Raw genomic sequence first — 16,715 nt, forward strand, 5'->3', positions numbered from 1 at the left:
GCGGGGGCCGGCAGTGGCGGGTGGATGCGGGGGCCGGCAGTGATGGGTGGGTGCGGAGGGCGACAGTGGTCGGCTCCCGCACCCCCGGCCCCGGATCCGGCACCGGGCCCCGCCCGCCTCAGTACCCGACGCTGAAACGCGCCCTGTGGTGCCTCGGGTTCTCCGCCTCGTCCAGGAGCGCCACCGCCAGGTCCTCCATCGAGATGGCGGAGCTGCCGTCGGGGGCCACCAGGAGTTCGTCCTTCGCCAGGCGGAACTCGCCCGTGCGGACGCCCGGTTCGAAGAGCGCCGCCGGGCTCAGGTAGGTCCAGGACACGGCCGTGTCCGACGTACGGAGCACGTCGTACTGCGCGTTGGACGCCTCGGCGATGTGCCGCCAGGCAGCGGGCACGTACCTCGGCTCGTCGATGGCGAGAACCCCCTCCGTGCCGGGGACCGTCAGGCTGCCCGCGCCGCCGATGACGATCAGGCGGACGCCGTCGGTGCGGGCCAGGCCGGACAGCAGCGCCCGGGAGATGGCGGGGTGGTCCTGTTCGCGGCCGGGCGCGGGTCTGGTCGCGTTGACGACGAGGTCCTGGCCCTTGCTCAACTCCGTTACGTCGGCCGGGTTTCCGGCATCGCCGACGCGGTGCGTGGCCGCCGGATCGAGCGCGGCGAAGCGGGACGTGTCGCGGACGACGGCGGTGACTTCGTGGCCGCGTGCGAGGGCTTCGGTGACGACGCGGCTGCCTGCGTTTCCGGCTGCTCCGAAGATGGTGATGCGCATGGTGGATGGCTCCCTGGGGTGTGCGTGTGGGTGTGGCTGCGTGGGTGTGGCTGCGTGTGCGGCCGCGTGTGCGGCTGCGTGTGTGGGTGGCTTGAGTGCGTCGGGTGCTACGCCCCGCGCGTCCCGCGGCGGCTCTGTCCCAGTTGGCCGAGCAGCACGCTCGACAGGACCAGGATCAGTCCGCCGACCTGCCAGACGGTGAGGGTCTGGCCCAGGAGCAGCAGGCCGGCCAGTGTGGCGACGACCGGATTGGTCAGGCCGAGGAAGGACACGGAGGAGGCGGGGAGGCGCTCGATGCCGCGGAACCACAGGGCGTACGCGAGGGCCGTGCCGATGATGCCGAGGTAGGCGTACCCGGCGACGTTGGCGCCGGTGAAGTGGTCCGGCAGGCCCTCCGCGGTGAGGGCGATGGGGGCCAGTACCACGCCGCCCGCGGTGAGTTGCCACCCGGTGAGGGCGAGCAGCGAGACGCCCTCGGGGCGCCCCCACCGCTTGCTGAGCACCACGGCCAGCGCCATCAACGTCGTGGCCGCCAGCATGGCGAGGATCCCCGCGAGGTCGACGGAGGCGCTGCCGCGCAGGACCAGCAGGGCGACGCCGACGACTCCGACAAGACCCGCGATCAACGTACGACGGGTGGGCCGCACCTTCAGTACGCCGATGCCGAACCCGGCCACGAGCAGCGGCATGACCGCGCTGATCGTCGAGGCGACGCCGCCGGGCAGCCGGTAGGCGCCGAAGAAGAGGAGCGGGAAGAACGCCCCGAAGTTGAGCACCCCGAGCACGGCCGCCTTCCACCACCAGTCGCCGCGTGGCAGACGCCGGGTGAGGGCGAGCAGGATGAGGCCGGCGGGCAGCGCGCGCAGCGCCGCGGCGAGCAACGGGCGGTCGGGGGGCAGGAGTTCGGTGGTCGTGACGTAGGTGGTACCCCAGGTGGCGGGGCCGATGGCGGCGAGTGCGGCGATGCCTGCGGCGGCTTTGGCGGAGGTGCGGGGTGCCGGGGGAGCGGAGCTGTGCGTGGCGCTGCGCATGGTGCCCCGTGGGGTGCCGGTTCCTGCGGGGCCGGTCTCTGTGGTGCCGGTCCCCGTGGTGCCGATCCCCGTGATGCTGGTTCCCGCGGTATCGGTTCCTGCGGTGCTGAGCCCTGTGGTGCTGGTCCTTGCGGTGTCGGTGATGGACATGTCGCTCCCCCTCGCTGTTCCCCTGAACGCTGTTATTCTCAACGTTGAGATAAATATGGGGCCTGGGTCTGCGAACGTCAAGTATCTGAACGTTGAGAGATCTGGTGCCGGTGCGGAAGGAGCGGAGACATGGCGGATCAGAGGGCGGGGCAAAGGGTTGCGGATCAGAGGGCGGCGGACCTGGAGCCGAAGGCGAAGCGGCGGGGGGAGGACTCAGGGGGGCTGCCCGGTGGCGGCGCCGACTCCGCTGACCCCGCCGACCCCGCCGACGCCATCGATGAACTGCGGGCCCAGTGGCGCCGCGAGCGCCCGGACCTCGATCTCGCCCACCTGGACGCGATGGCCCTGGTGGGCCGCATCAAGCGTGCCGACCACCTGTTGAGCAAGGGCATGAAGCGGGTCTTCACGGAGTACGGCCTGGAGTTCGCGGAGTTCGACGTCCTCGCCACGCTGCGCCGCGTCGGCGCCCCGCACGAACTCACCGCGGGCGGCCTGCTGAAGACCGCGATGGTGACCTCGGGTGCCATCACCAACCGCCTAGACAAGCTGGAACGCAAGGGTCTGATCGAACGCCGCCCCGACCCCGTCGACCGCCGGGCCATCCGCGTCCGCCTCACCGATGCGGGCCTCGACATGGTCGACCGCGCGGTGGTCGACCACATCGAGAACGAGGAACGCATGTTGGCGGCGCTGTCCCCGGAGGATCGCGCGGCCGTCGACGGTGTGCTGCGGCGGCTGCTGGTGTCGTTGGGGGACACGCATCTGGGGTGAGGTGCGGGGGGCGGGGTGTGGGGTTCGGAGTGTGGGTTCGGGTGTCGGGTCGAGTGCGGGCCTCGGGTGGCGCGTTGCTAACGCGGGGCGTGAACGGGCATGTGCGCGCGACCTCACCTCGTGGCACTTAGTGATCAACTAGGTGCGGTTGGCGATCAATTTGCGCCAACGGTGAGGGGGTGCGGTTGCTATGTCCGCGTATGCCTGATGTGGGGCGGGACTCGACGTGGCCTCGTCTTTCCCTCATGGATAGCTTGGTTCACTCAAGAGAACCCTCGCCCCCACAGGAGCCGACCGTGAACCGCCGACCCGCCCTGCTCGCAGTGGCCACGATGACTGCCGCGGCAGCCCTTACCCTCTCCGCCTGCGGAGGGGGGAGCGGTGACTCCGAGGGCAACGACAAGATCGCTGGTGCGGATGACGGCCCGTCGAAGTCGGCCTCGCCGTCGCCGTCGAAGGACGGGATCGACCGGCCGGAGATCAAGCTGCCGAAGGGCGTGAAAAACATCTTCGAGGGCCGGAAGACCGGCGACGCGAAGAAGGATGCGGTGCTGGCCGACAACGAGCGCCGCATCGAATCGGTCGACGAGGCGATCACGGGGGACGCGAAGGAGCACCCGGCGCTGAAGTTCTATTCGGCGGGGGACGCTCTCCTGTCCGCGGCGAACTACGTCGAGGGCTACCACAAGAGCGGCAAGAGTTTCGAGGGGACCACCCGGTACTTCAAGCGTCAGGTCACGCTCCTCGAGGGCGGTGCCGCGGCAGTGACGTACTGCATGGATGACACCAAGACGTTCCCCAAGGACCGTAAGACCGGGAAGGTCGACAGGTCGTCGGGCGATGCCCCGGCCACGGCGAAGGATTACGTCTTCTACAACACCCGTCTGGAGAAGAGCGACGCCGGCGTATGGCAGACGACTCGTGTGTCCAGCGAGAAGGCGGCGAAGGAATGCGCGTAGCGAAGCGAAGCACTCCGGGCCGCTGGGCGGTTCCCGCTCTCGTGCTGGCCGTCGCCATGCTCCCCGGCTCCGTCGCTCATGCCCGCGGCGGGCATGAGGTGGTCGGAGGGACGGAGAACTCCGAGGCCCAGGGCGGCCGCCACAACCAGAACCTGACCGCCAGGACGAAGATCCAGACGACGGTCAACGGAGCCCAGGAGACCGCGAAGACCGGCACGCTCACGCCGGCGAACAGCAACTGGGACCCGCCGGCCTGCTGGTACGAGCCCGCCTACTCCCCGAAGCAGATCCAGGCCGCGATCAAGGCGATCCGGCAGGTGAAGATGTTCGGGGTGGGGGACCTCGTGGGCGGGGTGTTCGACTCGTACTTCAAGGAGGGCAACCCCTACAAGGACTACAACCTCGACAAGCAGGGCGAGGGGCAGTTCTGGGCGGCGACCATCAACGACAAGCGCAAGAACGACCCCGAGGCCAACTCCTGCAAGAGGCTGCCCTTCTGGGTGCCCACGGGCGAGACTCCGAAGGAGCCGCTCGCCGTGACACCCAAGATCCTCGCCGAGTACGCCTACGACGAACTCCCCGTTCCCGGAACCGACATCACCATGGCGCCGGAGAGGACGACCAAGGTGAATCTTCCGACCTGGGTCTGGCTGGACAGGGCGAAGTTCAAGAAGGTCTCCGTGACCGCGAGCATCCCGGGCTCGGGGCTCTCCGCGACCACGACCGCGGAACCCGTGTCCCTCTCGATCGACCCGGGCACGGACGACGCCGAGACCTACCCCGCCTCGGGCGAGTGCCCCATCGAGGGCGGCAGGGTCGGCGTCCCCCGGGCCAAGGGCACGCCCGCGGACACGGACCCGCCGTGCGGCGTGAAGTACCTCCGTTCCTCCGGCGACGGCTCGTACAACCTGAAGGCCACCGTCACCTGGAAGGTCAGCTGGACCAGCACGACGGGCGAGGGCGGCAACCTCCCCGCGGGAGAGTTCGGCGCGGACCAGCAGGTCGCCGTCGAGGAGATCCAGTCCATCAACCGTTGAGCGGGTCCCCGCGTCGCGGGCAGGAACCTTGGGGCCGGAGCCGGCCCCGGGTGCCCGGCTCCGCCCCCCTCACCGCACCGCCCCACCCCCCGTGAGAGCAACGTTCCCCGGTGGTCACCGGGTGGCACGGGGTGGAAACGCGGGCTCCCTACCTTCAAGGGCGTCGGTCGCTCGTGGACTACCCCTGGAGGCTTGGCATGTGGATCGAGCGGTGGGATCCGGAGGACGAGAGGTTCTGGAAGGAGGAGGGAGGGGAGAAGGTCGCGCGGCGGAACCTCGCGTTCTCCGTGCTGTCCGAGCACATCGGGTTCTCCGTGTGGAGCCTGTGGTCCGTGATGGTCCTGTTCATGGGGCCCGAGTACGGCATCGACGCGGCCGGGAAGTTCTTCCTGGTGTCGATGGCGACCCTGGTGGGCGCCGTCGTCCGGGTGCCGTACACGTTCGCCGTCGCCCGTTTCGGCGGGCGCGACTGGACCGTGATCGCCGCCTCCCTGCTGCTGCTCCCCACCGTCGCCGCCTTCGCGGTGATGGAGCCGGGGACGTCGTACGGCACCTTCATGGTGTGTGCGCTGCTCACCGGCGTCGGCGGCGGCAACTTCGCCTCCAGCATGACCAACATCAACTCCTTCTTCCCGCTGCGGCAGAAGGGCTGGGCGCTCGGCCTCAACGCCGGGGGCGGCAACATCGGCGTGCCCGTCGTGCAGCTCGTGGGGCTCGCCGTCATCGGGGCGGGCGGCGGGCCGCGCGCGGTGCTCGGGATCTACATCCCGCTCATCGTCGTCTCCGCAGTCTGCGCCTTCCGTCGCATGGACAGCATCTCGTCCGTCCGCAACGACACCGGCGCCGCGAAGGCCGCCGCGCGGGACCCGCACACCTGGATCATGTCGCTGCTCTACGTGGGGACGTTCGGGTCGTTCATCGGGTACAGCTTCGCCTTCGGGCTCGTCCTGCAGACGCAGTTCGGGCGTACGCCGCTCGAAGCCGCCCAGATCACTTTCGTCGGGCCGCTCCTCGGCTCGCTGATCCGGCCCGTCGGCGGGCGGCTCGCCGACCGGTTCGGCGGGGCGCGCATCACGCTGGCGAACTTCCTCGGGATGGGCGCCGCGACCGGCGTCGTCGTGGTCGCCTCCGTGCGCGAGTCGTTGCCGCTGTTCGTCGGCGCGTTCGTCGCGCTCTTCGTGCTCACCGGGCTCGGCAACGGGTCGACGTACAAGATGATTCCCGGGATCTTCCAGAGGAAGGCCGAGGCCAGCGGGCTGGTGGGCGATGCCGCGGCGGCCGAGGGGCGGCGGCTCTCCGGGGCCGCGATGGGGCTGATCGGGGCCGTGGGTGCGCTCGGCGGGCTCGGCATCAACCTCGCCCTGCGGCAGTCCTTCAAGGCCGTGGGATCCGGCACGGGGGCCTACGTCGCCTTCCTCGTCTTCTACGGGGTGTGCGCCGCCGTCACCTGGGCCGTATACCTTCGAAAGCCGGGCGTCCCGGCCGTACCCTCGACAGGGCCATCGGCGGGCCCCGCGGCAGGCCAGGAGGAGAAGGCGCAGCTCAGGCATGCCGAGGTGTGACGCGGGCCGGCCGAGGTGTGACGTAACACGGCGGACATCGCCGCGAACCGGGCCCGTCACGCGCCGTTGACAGGCTCGGTCGTCCGCCGCCCATGAGCCACGAGCGGGACGAAACGAGACAGACCTATGCACGCCACTCCCACGAACGACCCGACCGCGCCCGGTCCCCTCGCCGGATTCACCGTCGGCGTCACCGCGGCCCGGCGCGCCGACGAGCTCGGCGCGCTGCTCAAGCGGCGCGGTGCCGTCGTGCAGCACGCGCCCGCGCTGCGCATCGTGCCGCTCGCCGACGACAGCGAACTCCTCTCCGCCACCAAGGAGTTGATTGACCACGCGCCGGACGTCGTGGTCGCCACCACAGCCATCGGGTTCCGCGGCTGGATCGAGGCCGCCGACGGCTGGGGGTACGGAGAGGCACTGGTCCGCTGTCTGCGCGGGGTCGAACTGCTCGCCCGCGGACCGAAGGTGAAGGGGGCCGTGCGCGCCGCCGGGCTCACCGAGGAGTGGTCGCCCTCGTCGGAGTCCATGGCCGAGGTGCTCGACCGGCTGCTCGGCGAGGGCGTCGAGGGCCGGCGCGTGGCCCTCCAGCTGCACGGCGAGCCGCTGCCCGGGTTCGTCGAGTCGCTGCGGGCCGGGGGAGCGGAGGTCGTCATGGTCCCGGTCTACCGGTGGCTGCCGCCCGAGGACCTCGCGCCCGTGGACCGGCTCCTTGACCTGACCGTCGCGCGGGGCGTCGACGCGCTGACGTTCACCAGCGCGCCCGCCGCCGCGTCGCTGCTGGCCCGCGCCGAGGAGCGGGGCATGACGGCCGAGCTGCTCGCCGCCCTGCGGCACGACGTGCTGTCCGCCTGCGTGGGGCCGGTCACCGCGCTGCCGCTGCAGTCCCTCGGCGTGGACACCGTGCAGCCCGAACGCTTCCGGCTCGGCCCGCTCGTCCAGATGCTGTGCCGTGAACTGCCGGGTCGTGCAAGGGCGTTGCCCATCGCCGGGCACCGCGTGGAGATCCGCGGGCACGCCGTCCTCGTCGACGAGGAGCTGCGGGCCGTACCGCCCGCGGGCATGGCCCTGCTCGGCGCCCTCGCCCGCCGTCCCGGCTGGGTCGTGGCCCGCGCCGAGCTGCTGCGCGCGCTGCCGGGCGCGGGGAGCGACGAGCACGCGGTGGAGTCGGCGATGGCCCGCCTGCGCACGGCCCTCGGCGCGCCGAAGCTGATCCAGACGGTGGTCAAGCGGGGCTACCGGCTCGCGATCGATCCGGCGGCCGGGTCGAAGTACGTGGAGTGAGCGGGCGCCCGCGCGTGCTGACGCCCGCCTGGGTGTGACGCCAGTCTGGCTGTGACGTCCGCCTGGGTGTGACGCCAGTCTGGCTGTGACGTCCGTCTGGCCCTGGCGGTCAGCCCGGCCGTGTGGCTCGCCTGGTCCTGACGGTCGCCCGGCCCTGACGTCCGGTCGGTCGAGCCGCCCGCCCCGCCCAGAGCCCCCGCCCAGAAGCCCCCCTTCCGGGCAGCTCTGGGAGCAACCTGGTACGCCGGGTTCCGGACCCGCCCGGGGACGGGCACTGTAGGGGTACGCAACGGCATTCACTCACCGATGACCCCCAAGGCGGTGACAGACGCATGGCGTTGGGCACGGCCCCGGCTCCGTACGAGCTGCGATTCGACTCCGGGCGGAGCTGCCTGGACCTCGTGGCGACGAACCACCCCGTGGAACGACTCGACTCCGTGGCGAGGCTCCGCGCCTGGACCGCGGGCGCCGGGCTCGTCCCCGCGGGCGCGCCCCTGTCCGGCGCGGGCCCGCAGTGGCTCGCCGCGTTCCGTGAACTGAGGGGACATGTAGGGCAGTTGGTGCACGGGGAGATCGATGGGCGGCCCGTGGGGCCCGCCCTCGACCGCGTCAACGCGCTGGCCGCCACCGCGCCCCCGGCCCCGTACGCGGTGCGCGCCCCCGACGGCACGCTGGTCCGTGTGCTGCGCGGCGACCCCGGCTGCGCGGCCCTCGTCGCCGTCGTCGCCCGGGACGCCGTCGACCTGCTCACCGACCCGGCGGCCCGCGCGCTGCTGCGCCAGTGCGAGGGCGACAACTGCCCCATCGTGTACCTGGACACCTCGCGCGGCCGGCGTCGCCGCTGGTGCTCCAGCGAGGTGTGCGGCAATCGCGAGCGGGTGGCCAGACACCGCCGGAGGGCCGCGCTCGCACGTCCGTGAGGGGCCCGCCGGTCCCGTACGGCATTCCGGGCGGAGCCCGGTCACCCGCCCTCGTACCCGCACCCGCACCCGAGCCTGCCCTCGTATCCGCACCTGCCCCCGCACCCGAGCCTGCCCCCGCACCCGAGCCTGCCCCCGCACCCGCACCCGCACCCGCACCCGCACCCGCACCCGCACCCCTCGCACCCGCCCCCCTCACACCCGCACCACGCAACGCCGCCAACCACCCCGAAACACACCGGCGTTGAACATCCCTCGCCCCGTCTACGTACCTCCGACGTGAGACCCGCCGAAAGCGCGGACAACGGAGGTGCGCGTGCGCAAGGATTCCGCCGTGGCCGATGAGCGCCCACCGCCGCACCGACATCGCCTCGGCCGGCCCCCGGGCCCGGACGAGGAGTTGATGCGCGCCCTCTATCGCGAGCACGCGGGTCCTCTTCTCGCCTATGTGCTCCGCCTGGTGGCGGGAGACCGGCAGCGCGCCGAGGACGTCGTGCAGGAGACGCTCATCCGTGCCTGGAAGAACGCCGGTCAGCTCAACAGGGCGACCGGTTCGGTACGCCCCTGGCTGGTGACGGTCGCCCGGCGCATCGTCATCGACGGCCACCGCAGCCGGCAGGCCCGGCCGCAGGAGGTCGATCCGTCGCCGCTGGAGGTCATCCCCGCGGAGGACGAGATCGATAAGGCGTTGTGGCTGATGACCCTCTCGGACGCGCTGGAGGACCTGACTCCCGCGCACCGGGAGGTACTTGTCGAGACCTACTTCAAAGGGCGTACGGTCAACGAGGCGGCCGAGACGCTGGGCATACCGAGCGGGACGGTGCGCTCGCGGGTCTTCTACGCGCTGCGCTCGATGAAGCTGGCGCTCGAGGAGCGGGGGGTGACGGCATGACCGAGTCCTACGGACACCACGGCGCACAGCAGGACGACAGCCTCCACGAGACCGTCGGCGCCTACGCCCTCGGGATATTGGACGACGCGGAGGCCGGCCGGTTCGAGGAGCACCTCGCCGCGTGCGGGATCTGCCAGCACCAGCTGGAGGAGTTCTCCGGCATGGAACCCGTGCTGGCCGCCCTCGCGGACTTCCCGGGACCGCACGGCGCCCCGGAGATCGGCGAACAGCTCGCCGTCCGCCCCGGGCCCCGCCTCGCCGAGCGCCTCGTCGAGGAGGTGGCCGTCGAGCGGGAGCGCGGGCGCAGGCGCGGCCTGTACCTGGTCGCGGCGGCGGCCGCGCTGATCGTCGGCGGCCCGCTCACGGTCCTCGCGGTGACCGGCGACGACAGCGGCGCCAGGGACGTGGTCGCCGAGCCGCACCCCACCAGCCCCGCCGAAGACGCCTTCTTCCACCACATGGAGGTCAAGACGCGGGCCACCGACCCGAAGACCAAGGTCAGCGCCACGGTCGGCACGGAGAAGAAGGCCTGGGGCACCCACACCGTCCTGGAGCTGAAGAACGTCAAGGGCCCGTTGAAGTGCTCGCTGATCGCGGTCGGCAAGGACGGCGCGAAGGAGACGGTCAGCAGCTGGTCGGTGCCCGAGTGGGGATACGGCATCAAGGACAGCCCGAACAAATGGGCGCGCGGCCCGCTGTACGTCCACGGGGGCGCCGCCATGGACCGCAACGACATCGACCACTTCGAGGTGACCACCTTCGAGGGTGAGCGCCTGGTCAAGGTCGACGTGTAGCGCACGACGAGGTCGACGGGTCGTGCACGACGAGTGCTCGACGAGGTCGACGGGTCGACGTGCGACCGACGACAAGTGCACAGGACGGGCCCCTTTCGCCTAAGGTGGACGGCTGCTCAGTACGAGCAGCAGCACGGTGTGAAAGGGGCCTCGGTGGCCGACGTACGCGACCGCGAGATCAGCGTCGAACAGGAACATCTCGACCAGGTCTACCGACGTCTCGAGGAGAAGATCCACGAGGCCGAGTTCCTGATGAACGACGCGGCCAAGCGCTCCCAGGTCGGTACGCCCGGCGCGCTGGCCGAGCGCGACGCGCAGGTCTTCCGGGCGGGGGTCCACCTGAACCGGCTCAACAACGAGTTCGAGGACTTCCTCTTCGGCCGTATCGACCTGCTGCGGGGCAAGGACGGCAAGAAGGGCCCCGACGGCGCGTACACGGCGGTCGAGCCCGCCGAGGGTGCGGTCCGCGAGGACGAGAGCGGCAAGCACGCCGACATCGCCGAGACCCTCCACATCGGCCGCATCGGCGTCCTGGACGCCGACTACTCGCCGCTGGTCATCGACTGGCGCGCGCCCGCCGCCGCGCCCTTCTACCGCTCGACGCCGGTCGACCCGGGCCGCGTCGTGCGCCGCCGCGTCATCCGCTCCAAGGGCCGCAAGGTCCTCGGCGTCGAGGACGACCTGATGCGCCCGGAGATCACCGCCCGCCTGGACGGCGAGGTGCTGCCGGTGATCGGCGACGGCGCCCTGATGGCCGCGCTGGGGCAGGCCCGCAGCCACTCGATGCGCGACATCGTGGCGTCGATCCAGGCCGAGCAGGACATGGTGATCCGCGCGCCCGCCGCGTCGGTGACCTACGTGGAGGGCGGCCCCGGCACCGGCAAGACCGCCGTGGCCCTGCACCGCGCGGCCTACCTCCTCTACCAGGACCGCCGCCGGTACGCGGGCGGCATCCTGATCGTCTCCCCGACCCCGCTCCTCGTCGCCTACACGGAGGGCGTCCTGCCCTCGCTCGGCGAGGAGGGCCAGGTCGCGATCCGCGCGGTCGGCTCCCTGGTCGACGGCGTCGAGGCCACGGTCTACGACTCGCCCGCGGTGGCCCGTGCCAAGGGCTCGTCGCGGATGCTGAACGTGCTGCGCAAGGCGGCGCGCGGCGCCCTGGAGACCCCGTCCGCGGCGGTCCGGGCCCCGCAGCAGGAGCAGCTGGCCTTCGGGGACGACGGCGACGGCGGCGACGGTGACGAGGGGGAGAACGGGGCCTCGGTGCCCCGGGGCACCCCCGACCGGCTGCGTGTCGTCGCCTTCGGCCGCCGCCTCGAACTGGACGCCGACCAGCTCGGCCGCATCCGCCGCAACGCGCTCGGCGGCACCGCCCCCGTCAACCTGCTGCGCCCGCGCGCCCGCAAGCTCCTCCTGGACGCCCTGTGGTCGCAGTCCGGCGCGGCCGGCCGCCACTCGGACCCCGAACTCGCCGCCGAACTGCGCTCCTCCTTCGACGACGACATCACCTCCGAGGACGACTTCATCCGCTTCCTGGACGCCTGGTGGCCCGAGCTCACCCCGCGCGGGGTGCTCGCCGCGATGGGCGACGAGCGGCGCCTCGGGCGCTGGGCGCGCCGCGTCCTGAACCCGGGTGAGGTCCGCAAGGTCGCCCGCTCGCTCAGACGCGACGCCCTGTCCGTGCACGACGTGGCGCTCCTGGACGAGCTCCAGGCGATCCTCGGCACGCCGCACCGGCCCCGCAAGAAGAAGGAGCTGGACCCCCTCGACCTGCTCACCGGCCTCGAAGAGCTGATGCCGCAGCGCGAGGAGTCCCAGCGCGAGCGCGCCGAGCGGCTCGCGGCCGAGCGCACCGAGTACGCCCACGTCATCGTGGACGAGGCCCAGGACCTCACGCCCATGCAGTGGCGCATGGTCGGCCGCCGCGGCCGGCACGCCACCTGGACGGTCGTCGGCGACCCGGCCCAGTCCTCGTGGTCGGACCCGGACGAGGCGGGCGAGGCCCGGGACGAGGCCCTCGGCAGCCGTCCGCGCCGCCGGTTCACGCTCACCGTCAACTACCGCAACCCCGCCGAGATCGCGGAGCTCGCGGCGAAGGTCCTCGCCCTCGCGATGCCGGGCGCCGAGTCCCCCTCGGCGGTCCGCTCCACCGGCGTGGAGCCCCGCTTCTGCGTCGTACGGGACGGAGATCTGGCCGGATCCGTGCGGGAGGAGGCGGCGCGGCTCCTGGAGCGGGTCGACGGCACGGTCGGCGTGGTCGTGGCGATGAACCGCCGTGAGCAGGCCGCCCGGTGGCTCGCGGGGCTCGGTGGGCGCGTCGTGGCGCTCGGCAGCCTGGAAGCCAAGGGACTCGAGTACGACGCGACGCTCGTCGTCTCGCCCGCGGAGATCGCGGACGAGTCCCCGGCGGGCCTGCGGGTCCTGTACGTGGCGCTGACGCGCGCGACGCAGCAGCTCACGGTCCTCTCGGGGGAGCGCGACGACCCGGACGCGAACGGGGTCGCGGACCTGTTGCGGGACTGAGCGCCAGGGGCGCCCGAAGATTGACCGGAGCGGCTTCGCGGGACGGGAATTGCCTTACGGGGATCGTTTGTTACCTTGGATGTGGCACCGGCCCGATCCAAGCCCCCGGGCCCAACCATCGTCGCTACGAGCGACCACTTGCCGCGAGGCGAGCATGGCGGGTCGGTGTCATGACCGTAGGAGAGGCCCACGTCACCACGTGACGTGGGCCTCTTTCTGTTTTCCCCAACTTCTCGTATGGTGGAAACAAGTTTCCGAAAATGCAGCGCACTGGCCGGTGAACAAAACGTTCTCAATCCGGGGCGGCTACCACGTACTCGGCGGTAGGTGCGACCATCGGACGGCAAGAGCTACAAGGTGAAAGCAGAGGAAGTCGGCCATGGCAACGGCGCCCAGCGTCTCCTACTCGATGACGGTCCGGCTGGAGGTGCCCGCGAGCGGCACGGCGGTCTCCCGGCTCACCACGACCGTCGAGTCCTCCGGGGGCTCGGTGACCGGCCTCGACGTCACGGCCTCCGGTCACGAGATGCTGCGGATCGACGTGACGATCGCGGCCTCCTCCACGACGCACGCCGACGAGATCGTCGAGCAGTTGCGCACCATCGAGGGCGTCACCCTCGGCAAGGTCTCCGACCGTACGTTCCTGATGCACCTCGGCGGCAAGATCGAGATGCAGTCCAAGCACCCCATCCGCAACCGTGACGACCTCTCCATGGTCTACACGCCGGGTGTGGCCCGCGTCTGCATGGCGATCGCCGAGAACCCCGAGGACGCCCGCCGCCTGACCATCAAGCGCAACACCGTTGCGGTCGTGACGGACGGCTCCGCCGTCCTCGGCCTCGGCAACATCGGCCCGATGGCCGCCATGCCGGTCATGGAGGGCAAGGCGGCCCTCTTCAAGCGCTTCGCCGACATCGACGCCTGGCCGATCTGCCTGGACACCCAGGACACCGACGCCATCGTCGAGATCGTCAAGGCCATCGCTCCCGGCTTCGCGGGCATCAACCTGGAGGACATCTCCGCGCCCCGCTGCTTCGAGATCGAGGCGCGCCTGCGCGAGGCCCTGGACATCCCCGTCTTCCACGACGACCAGCACGGCACCGCGATCGTCGTCCTGGCCGCCCTCACCAACGCACTGCGCGTGGTGGGCAAGGGCGTCGGAGACGTCCGGGTGGTCATGTCGGGCGCCGGAGCGGCCGGTACGGCCATCCTGAAGCTGCTGCTGGCCGCCGGCGTCAAGAACGCCGTCGTGGCCGACATCCACGGCGTCGTGCACGCCGACCGCGAGGACCTGGTGGGCACCGACGCGGACTCGCCGCTGCGCTGGATCGCCGACAACACCAACCCCGAGGGCCTGACCGGCACGCTCAAGGAGGCCGTGGTCGGTGCCGATGTCTTCATCGGCGTCTCCGCCCCGAACGTGCTGAACGGCGACGACGTCGCGGCCATGGCCGAGGGTGCCATCGTGTTCGCGCTCGCGAACCCGGACCCCGAGGTCGACCCGGCAATCGCCCGCCAGACGGCGGCAGTTGTCGCCACCGGCCGCTCGGACTTCCCGAACCAGATCAACAACGTCCTGGTCTTCCCCGGCGTCTTCCGCGGCCTCCTGGACGCCCAGTCGCGCACGGTCAACACCGAGATGATGCTGGCCGCCGCGGGCGCCCTCGCGGACGTCGTGGCCGAGGACGAGCTGAACCGGAACTACATCATCCCCAGCGTCTTCAACGACAAGGTCGCAGGTGCCGTCGCCGGCGCCGTGCGGACCGCCGCGAAGGCCGCGGGGGCCGCTGTGACGGGTCCCACGGCGTAGCCGACACGGCGCGTCGCGGGACCCGGGGCCCGAGGGGCCCCTCTAGGGTGGCTTGGCAGACAAGCCCTCCCGACCCCCGTCATTTCAGGGGCGGCGGACGCTTTCCGTGTGACCCCAAAGGGCGCCGGATTGGCTTTCCCGCCGCAGGTGGGGGCAGGATGCGTAATCGGGCGCGAGGGTCTGACGTCAGACCCGGGTCCGGGGACTGTCCGAGGACCCTGGCAGCATCGTCTTCGCTGTGCCCATCATGCGGCTCTGCCGCGTGGCACGCCTCAACGGCAAAAGAACACGGGAGTACAAACATGAACCGCAGTGAGCTGGTGGCCGCGCTGGCCGACCGCGCCGAGGTGACCCGCAAGGACGCCGACGCCGTGCTGGCCGCGTTCGCCGAGACCGTCGGCGAGATCGTTGCCAAGGGCGACGAGAAGGTCACCATCCCCGGCTTCCTGACCTTCGAGCGCACCCACCGTGCCGCTCGCACCGCCCGCAACCCGCAGACCGGCGAGCCGATCAACATCCCGGCCGGTTACAGCGTCAAGGTTTCGGCTGGTTCCAAGCTGAAGGAAGCGGCCAAGGGGAAGTAACCCTGAGCAGCTGAAAGGGGCGGTCACCCACTGGGTGACCGCCCCTTTCGTGTGCCGTCCGGCAGGGCCCCGGCCGAGCCGGAGCCACCCGGCCCTACAGCGCCGTCTTGCCCGGGAGCTCGACCTTCGCGCCGAGTTCCTGGAGCTTGGCCATGAAGTTCTCGTAGCCGCGGTTGATCAGGTCGATGCCGTGGACGCGGGACGTGCCCTGCGCCGCGAGGGCCGCGATCAGGTACGAGAAGCCGCCGCGCAGGTCGGGGATGACCAGATCGGCGCCCTGGAGCTTCGTGGGGCCGCTGACGACCGCCGAGTGGAGGAAGTTGCGCTGGCCGAAGCGGCAGTCGGAGCCGCCCAGGCACTCGCGGTAGAGCTGAATGTGTGCGCCCATCTGGTTGAGCGCGGAGGTGAATCCCAGACGGGATTCGTAGACCGTCTCGTGGACGATGGAGAGGCCCGCCGCCTGGGTGAGGGCGACGACCAGCGGCTGCTGCCAGTCCGTCTGGAAACCGGGGTGCACGTCCGTCTCCAGGGCGATCGCGTTGAGCGAGCCGCCCGGGTGCCAGAAGCGGATGCCCTCGTCGTCGATCTCGAAGGCGCCACCCACCTTCCGGTAGGTGTTCAGGAACGTCATCATCGAGCGCTGCTGGGCGCCGCGGACGTAGACGTTGCCTTCGGTCGCCAGGGCCGCGGAAGCCCACGAGGCGGCCTCCAGGCGGTCCGAGAGGGCGTGGTGGGTGTAGCCGCCGAGGCTGTCGACGCCGGTGACCCTTATGGTCCGGTCGGTGTCCATGGCGATGATCGCGCCCATTTTCTGCAGGACGCAGATCAGGTCCTCGATCTCCGGCTCGACCGCGGCGTTCGAGAGCTCGGTCACGCCCTCCGCGAGCACGGCGGTGAGCAGGACCTGCTCGGTGGCGCCCACGGACGGGTACGGCAGCTTGATCTTCGTGCCGCGCAGCCGCTGCGGGGCCTCCAGGTACTGGCCGCCCTCGCGCTTCTCGATGGTGGCGCCGAACTGGCGGAGCACCTCGAAGTGGAAGTCGATCGGCCGGCCGCCGATGTCGCAGCCGCCGAGGCCGGGGATGAAGGCGTGCCCGAGGCGGTGCAGCAGAGGGCCGCAGAAGAGGATCGGAATGCGCGACGAGCCCGCGTGGGCGTCGATGTCGGCGACGTTCGCGCTCTCCACGTGCGACGGGTCCATGATGAGCTCGCCCGGTTCCTCACCCGGACGGACCGTGACGCCGTGCAGTTGCAGCAGGCCGCGTACGACGCGGACGTCCCGGATGTCGGGGACGTTGCGCAGTCGGCTCGGAGCGCTGCCGAGCAGCGCGGCGACCATGGCCTTGGGCACGAGGTTCTTCGCGCCGCGGACACGGATCTCACCCTCCAGCGGAGTTCCGCCGTGGACGAGCAGGACATCATCGGTGACGGTCATGAATCTCGCGTTCCGATTGGATGGACGGGGGGACCAAAGGGCAAGCGTAATGGCCGCGTACCCCCCTTCCGTAAGGCTGCGGACGCGCACAGCACGTCAGGAGTCCGCGACAACACGAAACGTTCGTAACCGGACACTCCGGGTCACTGCCCGCACCGGGCGCACCGCCCGCCCCTGTGGGGCCCTGAGCTGCATTCACT

At 71.2% G+C, this 16,715-nt stretch carries 14 protein-coding genes; 11 read left to right on the forward strand and 3 right to left on the reverse strand.

All coding sequences use genetic code 11. The features are described 5' to 3' along the window. Positions 1–118: 118 nt before the first annotated feature. Together ACZ592_RS25970 and ACZ592_RS25975 are read right to left on the reverse strand one after the other, a co-directional pair. Positions 119–766 carry an NAD(P)-dependent oxidoreductase gene (locus ACZ592_RS25970; RefSeq protein WP_471584043.1) on the reverse strand — a complete coding sequence of 216 codons (648 nt, stop codon included), beginning with the start codon at positions 764–766 and terminating at the stop codon, positions 119–121. Positions 767–873: 107 nt separating this feature from the next. Next, positions 874–1,947 (reverse strand): EamA family transporter, encoded by a 1,074-nt coding sequence (locus ACZ592_RS25975; protein WP_471584044.1) that lies wholly within the window; start codon positions 1,945–1,947, stop codon positions 874–876. Between the two features lie 129 nt (positions 1,948–2,076). On the opposite strand from ACZ592_RS25975, the gene ACZ592_RS25980 reads away from it, so the two are divergent. The 11 genes from ACZ592_RS25980 (at position 2,077) to ACZ592_RS26030 (ending at position 15,080) form a co-directional block, all read left to right on the forward strand. Beyond that, entirely contained in the window at positions 2,077–2,718 is a 642-nt protein-coding gene (locus ACZ592_RS25980) for a MarR family winged helix-turn-helix transcriptional regulator (RefSeq protein WP_471584045.1), read from the forward strand. A gap of 296 nt (positions 2,719–3,014) precedes the next feature. After that, entirely contained in the window at positions 3,015–3,677 is a 663-nt protein-coding gene (locus ACZ592_RS25985; protein ID WP_471584046.1) for a hypothetical protein, read from the forward strand. Then, complete coding sequence (locus tag ACZ592_RS25990) at positions 3,668–4,714, forward strand: hypothetical protein (RefSeq protein ID WP_471584047.1); 1,047 nt, start codon at positions 3,668–3,670, stop codon at positions 4,712–4,714. The genes ACZ592_RS25985 and ACZ592_RS25990 overlap by 10 nt, the downstream gene beginning before the upstream one ends. 197 nt (positions 4,715–4,911) lie before the next feature. Then, a complete protein-coding gene (locus ACZ592_RS25995; RefSeq protein ID WP_471584048.1) occupies positions 4,912–6,276 on the forward strand; it encodes a nitrate/nitrite transporter in 1,365 nt (454 codons plus the stop codon). A gap of 126 nt (positions 6,277–6,402) precedes the next feature. Continuing rightward, complete coding sequence (locus ACZ592_RS26000; RefSeq protein ID WP_471584049.1) at positions 6,403–7,557, forward strand: uroporphyrinogen-III synthase; 1,155 nt, start codon at positions 6,403–6,405, stop codon at positions 7,555–7,557. 332 nt (positions 7,558–7,889) lie between these two features. Then, the gene (locus tag ACZ592_RS26005; RefSeq protein ID WP_471584050.1) at positions 7,890–8,477 is read left to right on the forward strand and encodes a CGNR zinc finger domain-containing protein; all 588 of its coding nucleotides are present in this window, start codon (positions 7,890–7,892) and stop codon (positions 8,475–8,477) included. Between the two features lie 310 nt (positions 8,478–8,787). Continuing rightward, entirely contained in the window at positions 8,788–9,369 is a 582-nt protein-coding gene (locus tag ACZ592_RS26010; protein WP_471584051.1) for a sigma-70 family RNA polymerase sigma factor, read from the forward strand. After that, the gene (locus ACZ592_RS26015; protein WP_471584052.1) at positions 9,366–10,163 is read left to right on the forward strand and encodes an anti-sigma factor family protein; all 798 of its coding nucleotides are present in this window, start codon (positions 9,366–9,368) and stop codon (positions 10,161–10,163) included. Before ACZ592_RS26010 ends, ACZ592_RS26015 begins: the two co-directional genes overlap by 4 nt. Before the next feature lie 153 nt (positions 10,164–10,316). Then, positions 10,317–12,686, forward strand: a complete 2,370-nt coding sequence (locus ACZ592_RS26020; RefSeq protein ID WP_471584053.1) for a HelD family protein — start codon at positions 10,317–10,319, stop codon at positions 12,684–12,686. 379 nt (positions 12,687–13,065) lie between these two features. Next, positions 13,066–14,496 (forward strand): NAD-dependent malic enzyme, encoded by a 1,431-nt coding sequence (locus ACZ592_RS26025; RefSeq protein WP_471584054.1) that lies wholly within the window; start codon positions 13,066–13,068, stop codon positions 14,494–14,496. A gap of 302 nt (positions 14,497–14,798) precedes the next feature. Further along, positions 14,799–15,080 (forward strand): HU family DNA-binding protein, encoded by a 282-nt coding sequence (locus tag ACZ592_RS26030; RefSeq protein WP_016645140.1) that lies wholly within the window; start codon positions 14,799–14,801, stop codon positions 15,078–15,080. Between the two features lie 94 nt (positions 15,081–15,174). On the opposite strand, the gene murA is transcribed toward ACZ592_RS26030, so the two are convergent. Next, positions 15,175–16,515 carry a UDP-N-acetylglucosamine 1-carboxyvinyltransferase gene (gene murA / locus ACZ592_RS26035; RefSeq protein WP_471584055.1) on the reverse strand — a complete coding sequence of 447 codons (1,341 nt, stop codon included), beginning with the start codon at positions 16,513–16,515 and terminating at the stop codon, positions 15,175–15,177. Positions 16,516–16,715 lie beyond the last annotated feature (200 nt).

Source organism: Streptomyces sp. NPDC040622, from assembly GCF_055593965.1.

Bases quoted from the DNA above. Each gene is read 5' to 3' on its own strand.
- ACZ592_RS25970 (WP_471584043.1), bottom strand. From the start codon at position 766: ATGCGCATCACCATCTTCGGAGCAGCCGGAAACGCAGGCAGCCGCGTC.
- ACZ592_RS25975 (WP_471584044.1), bottom strand. From the start codon at position 1,947: ATGTCCATCACCGACACCGCAAGGACCAGCACCACAGGGCTCAGCACC.
- ACZ592_RS25980 (WP_471584045.1), top strand. From the start codon at position 2,077: ATGGCGGATCAGAGGGCGGGGCAAAGGGTTGCGGATCAGAGGGCGGCG.
- ACZ592_RS25990 (WP_471584047.1), top strand. From the start codon at position 3,668: ATGCGCGTAGCGAAGCGAAGCACTCCGGGCCGCTGGGCGGTTCCCGCT.
- ACZ592_RS25995 (WP_471584048.1), top strand. From the start codon at position 4,912: ATGTGGATCGAGCGGTGGGATCCGGAGGACGAGAGGTTCTGGAAGGAG.
- ACZ592_RS26000 (WP_471584049.1), top strand. From the start codon at position 6,403: ATGCACGCCACTCCCACGAACGACCCGACCGCGCCCGGTCCCCTCGCC.
- ACZ592_RS26005 (WP_471584050.1), top strand. From the start codon at position 7,890: ATGGCGTTGGGCACGGCCCCGGCTCCGTACGAGCTGCGATTCGACTCC.
- ACZ592_RS26015 (WP_471584052.1), top strand. From the start codon at position 9,366: ATGACCGAGTCCTACGGACACCACGGCGCACAGCAGGACGACAGCCTC.
- ACZ592_RS26025 (WP_471584054.1), top strand. From the start codon at position 13,066: ATGGCAACGGCGCCCAGCGTCTCCTACTCGATGACGGTCCGGCTGGAG.
- ACZ592_RS26030 (WP_016645140.1), top strand. From the start codon at position 14,799: ATGAACCGCAGTGAGCTGGTGGCCGCGCTGGCCGACCGCGCCGAGGTG.
- murA (WP_471584055.1), bottom strand. From the start codon at position 16,515: ATGACCGTCACCGATGATGTCCTGCTCGTCCACGGCGGAACTCCGCTG.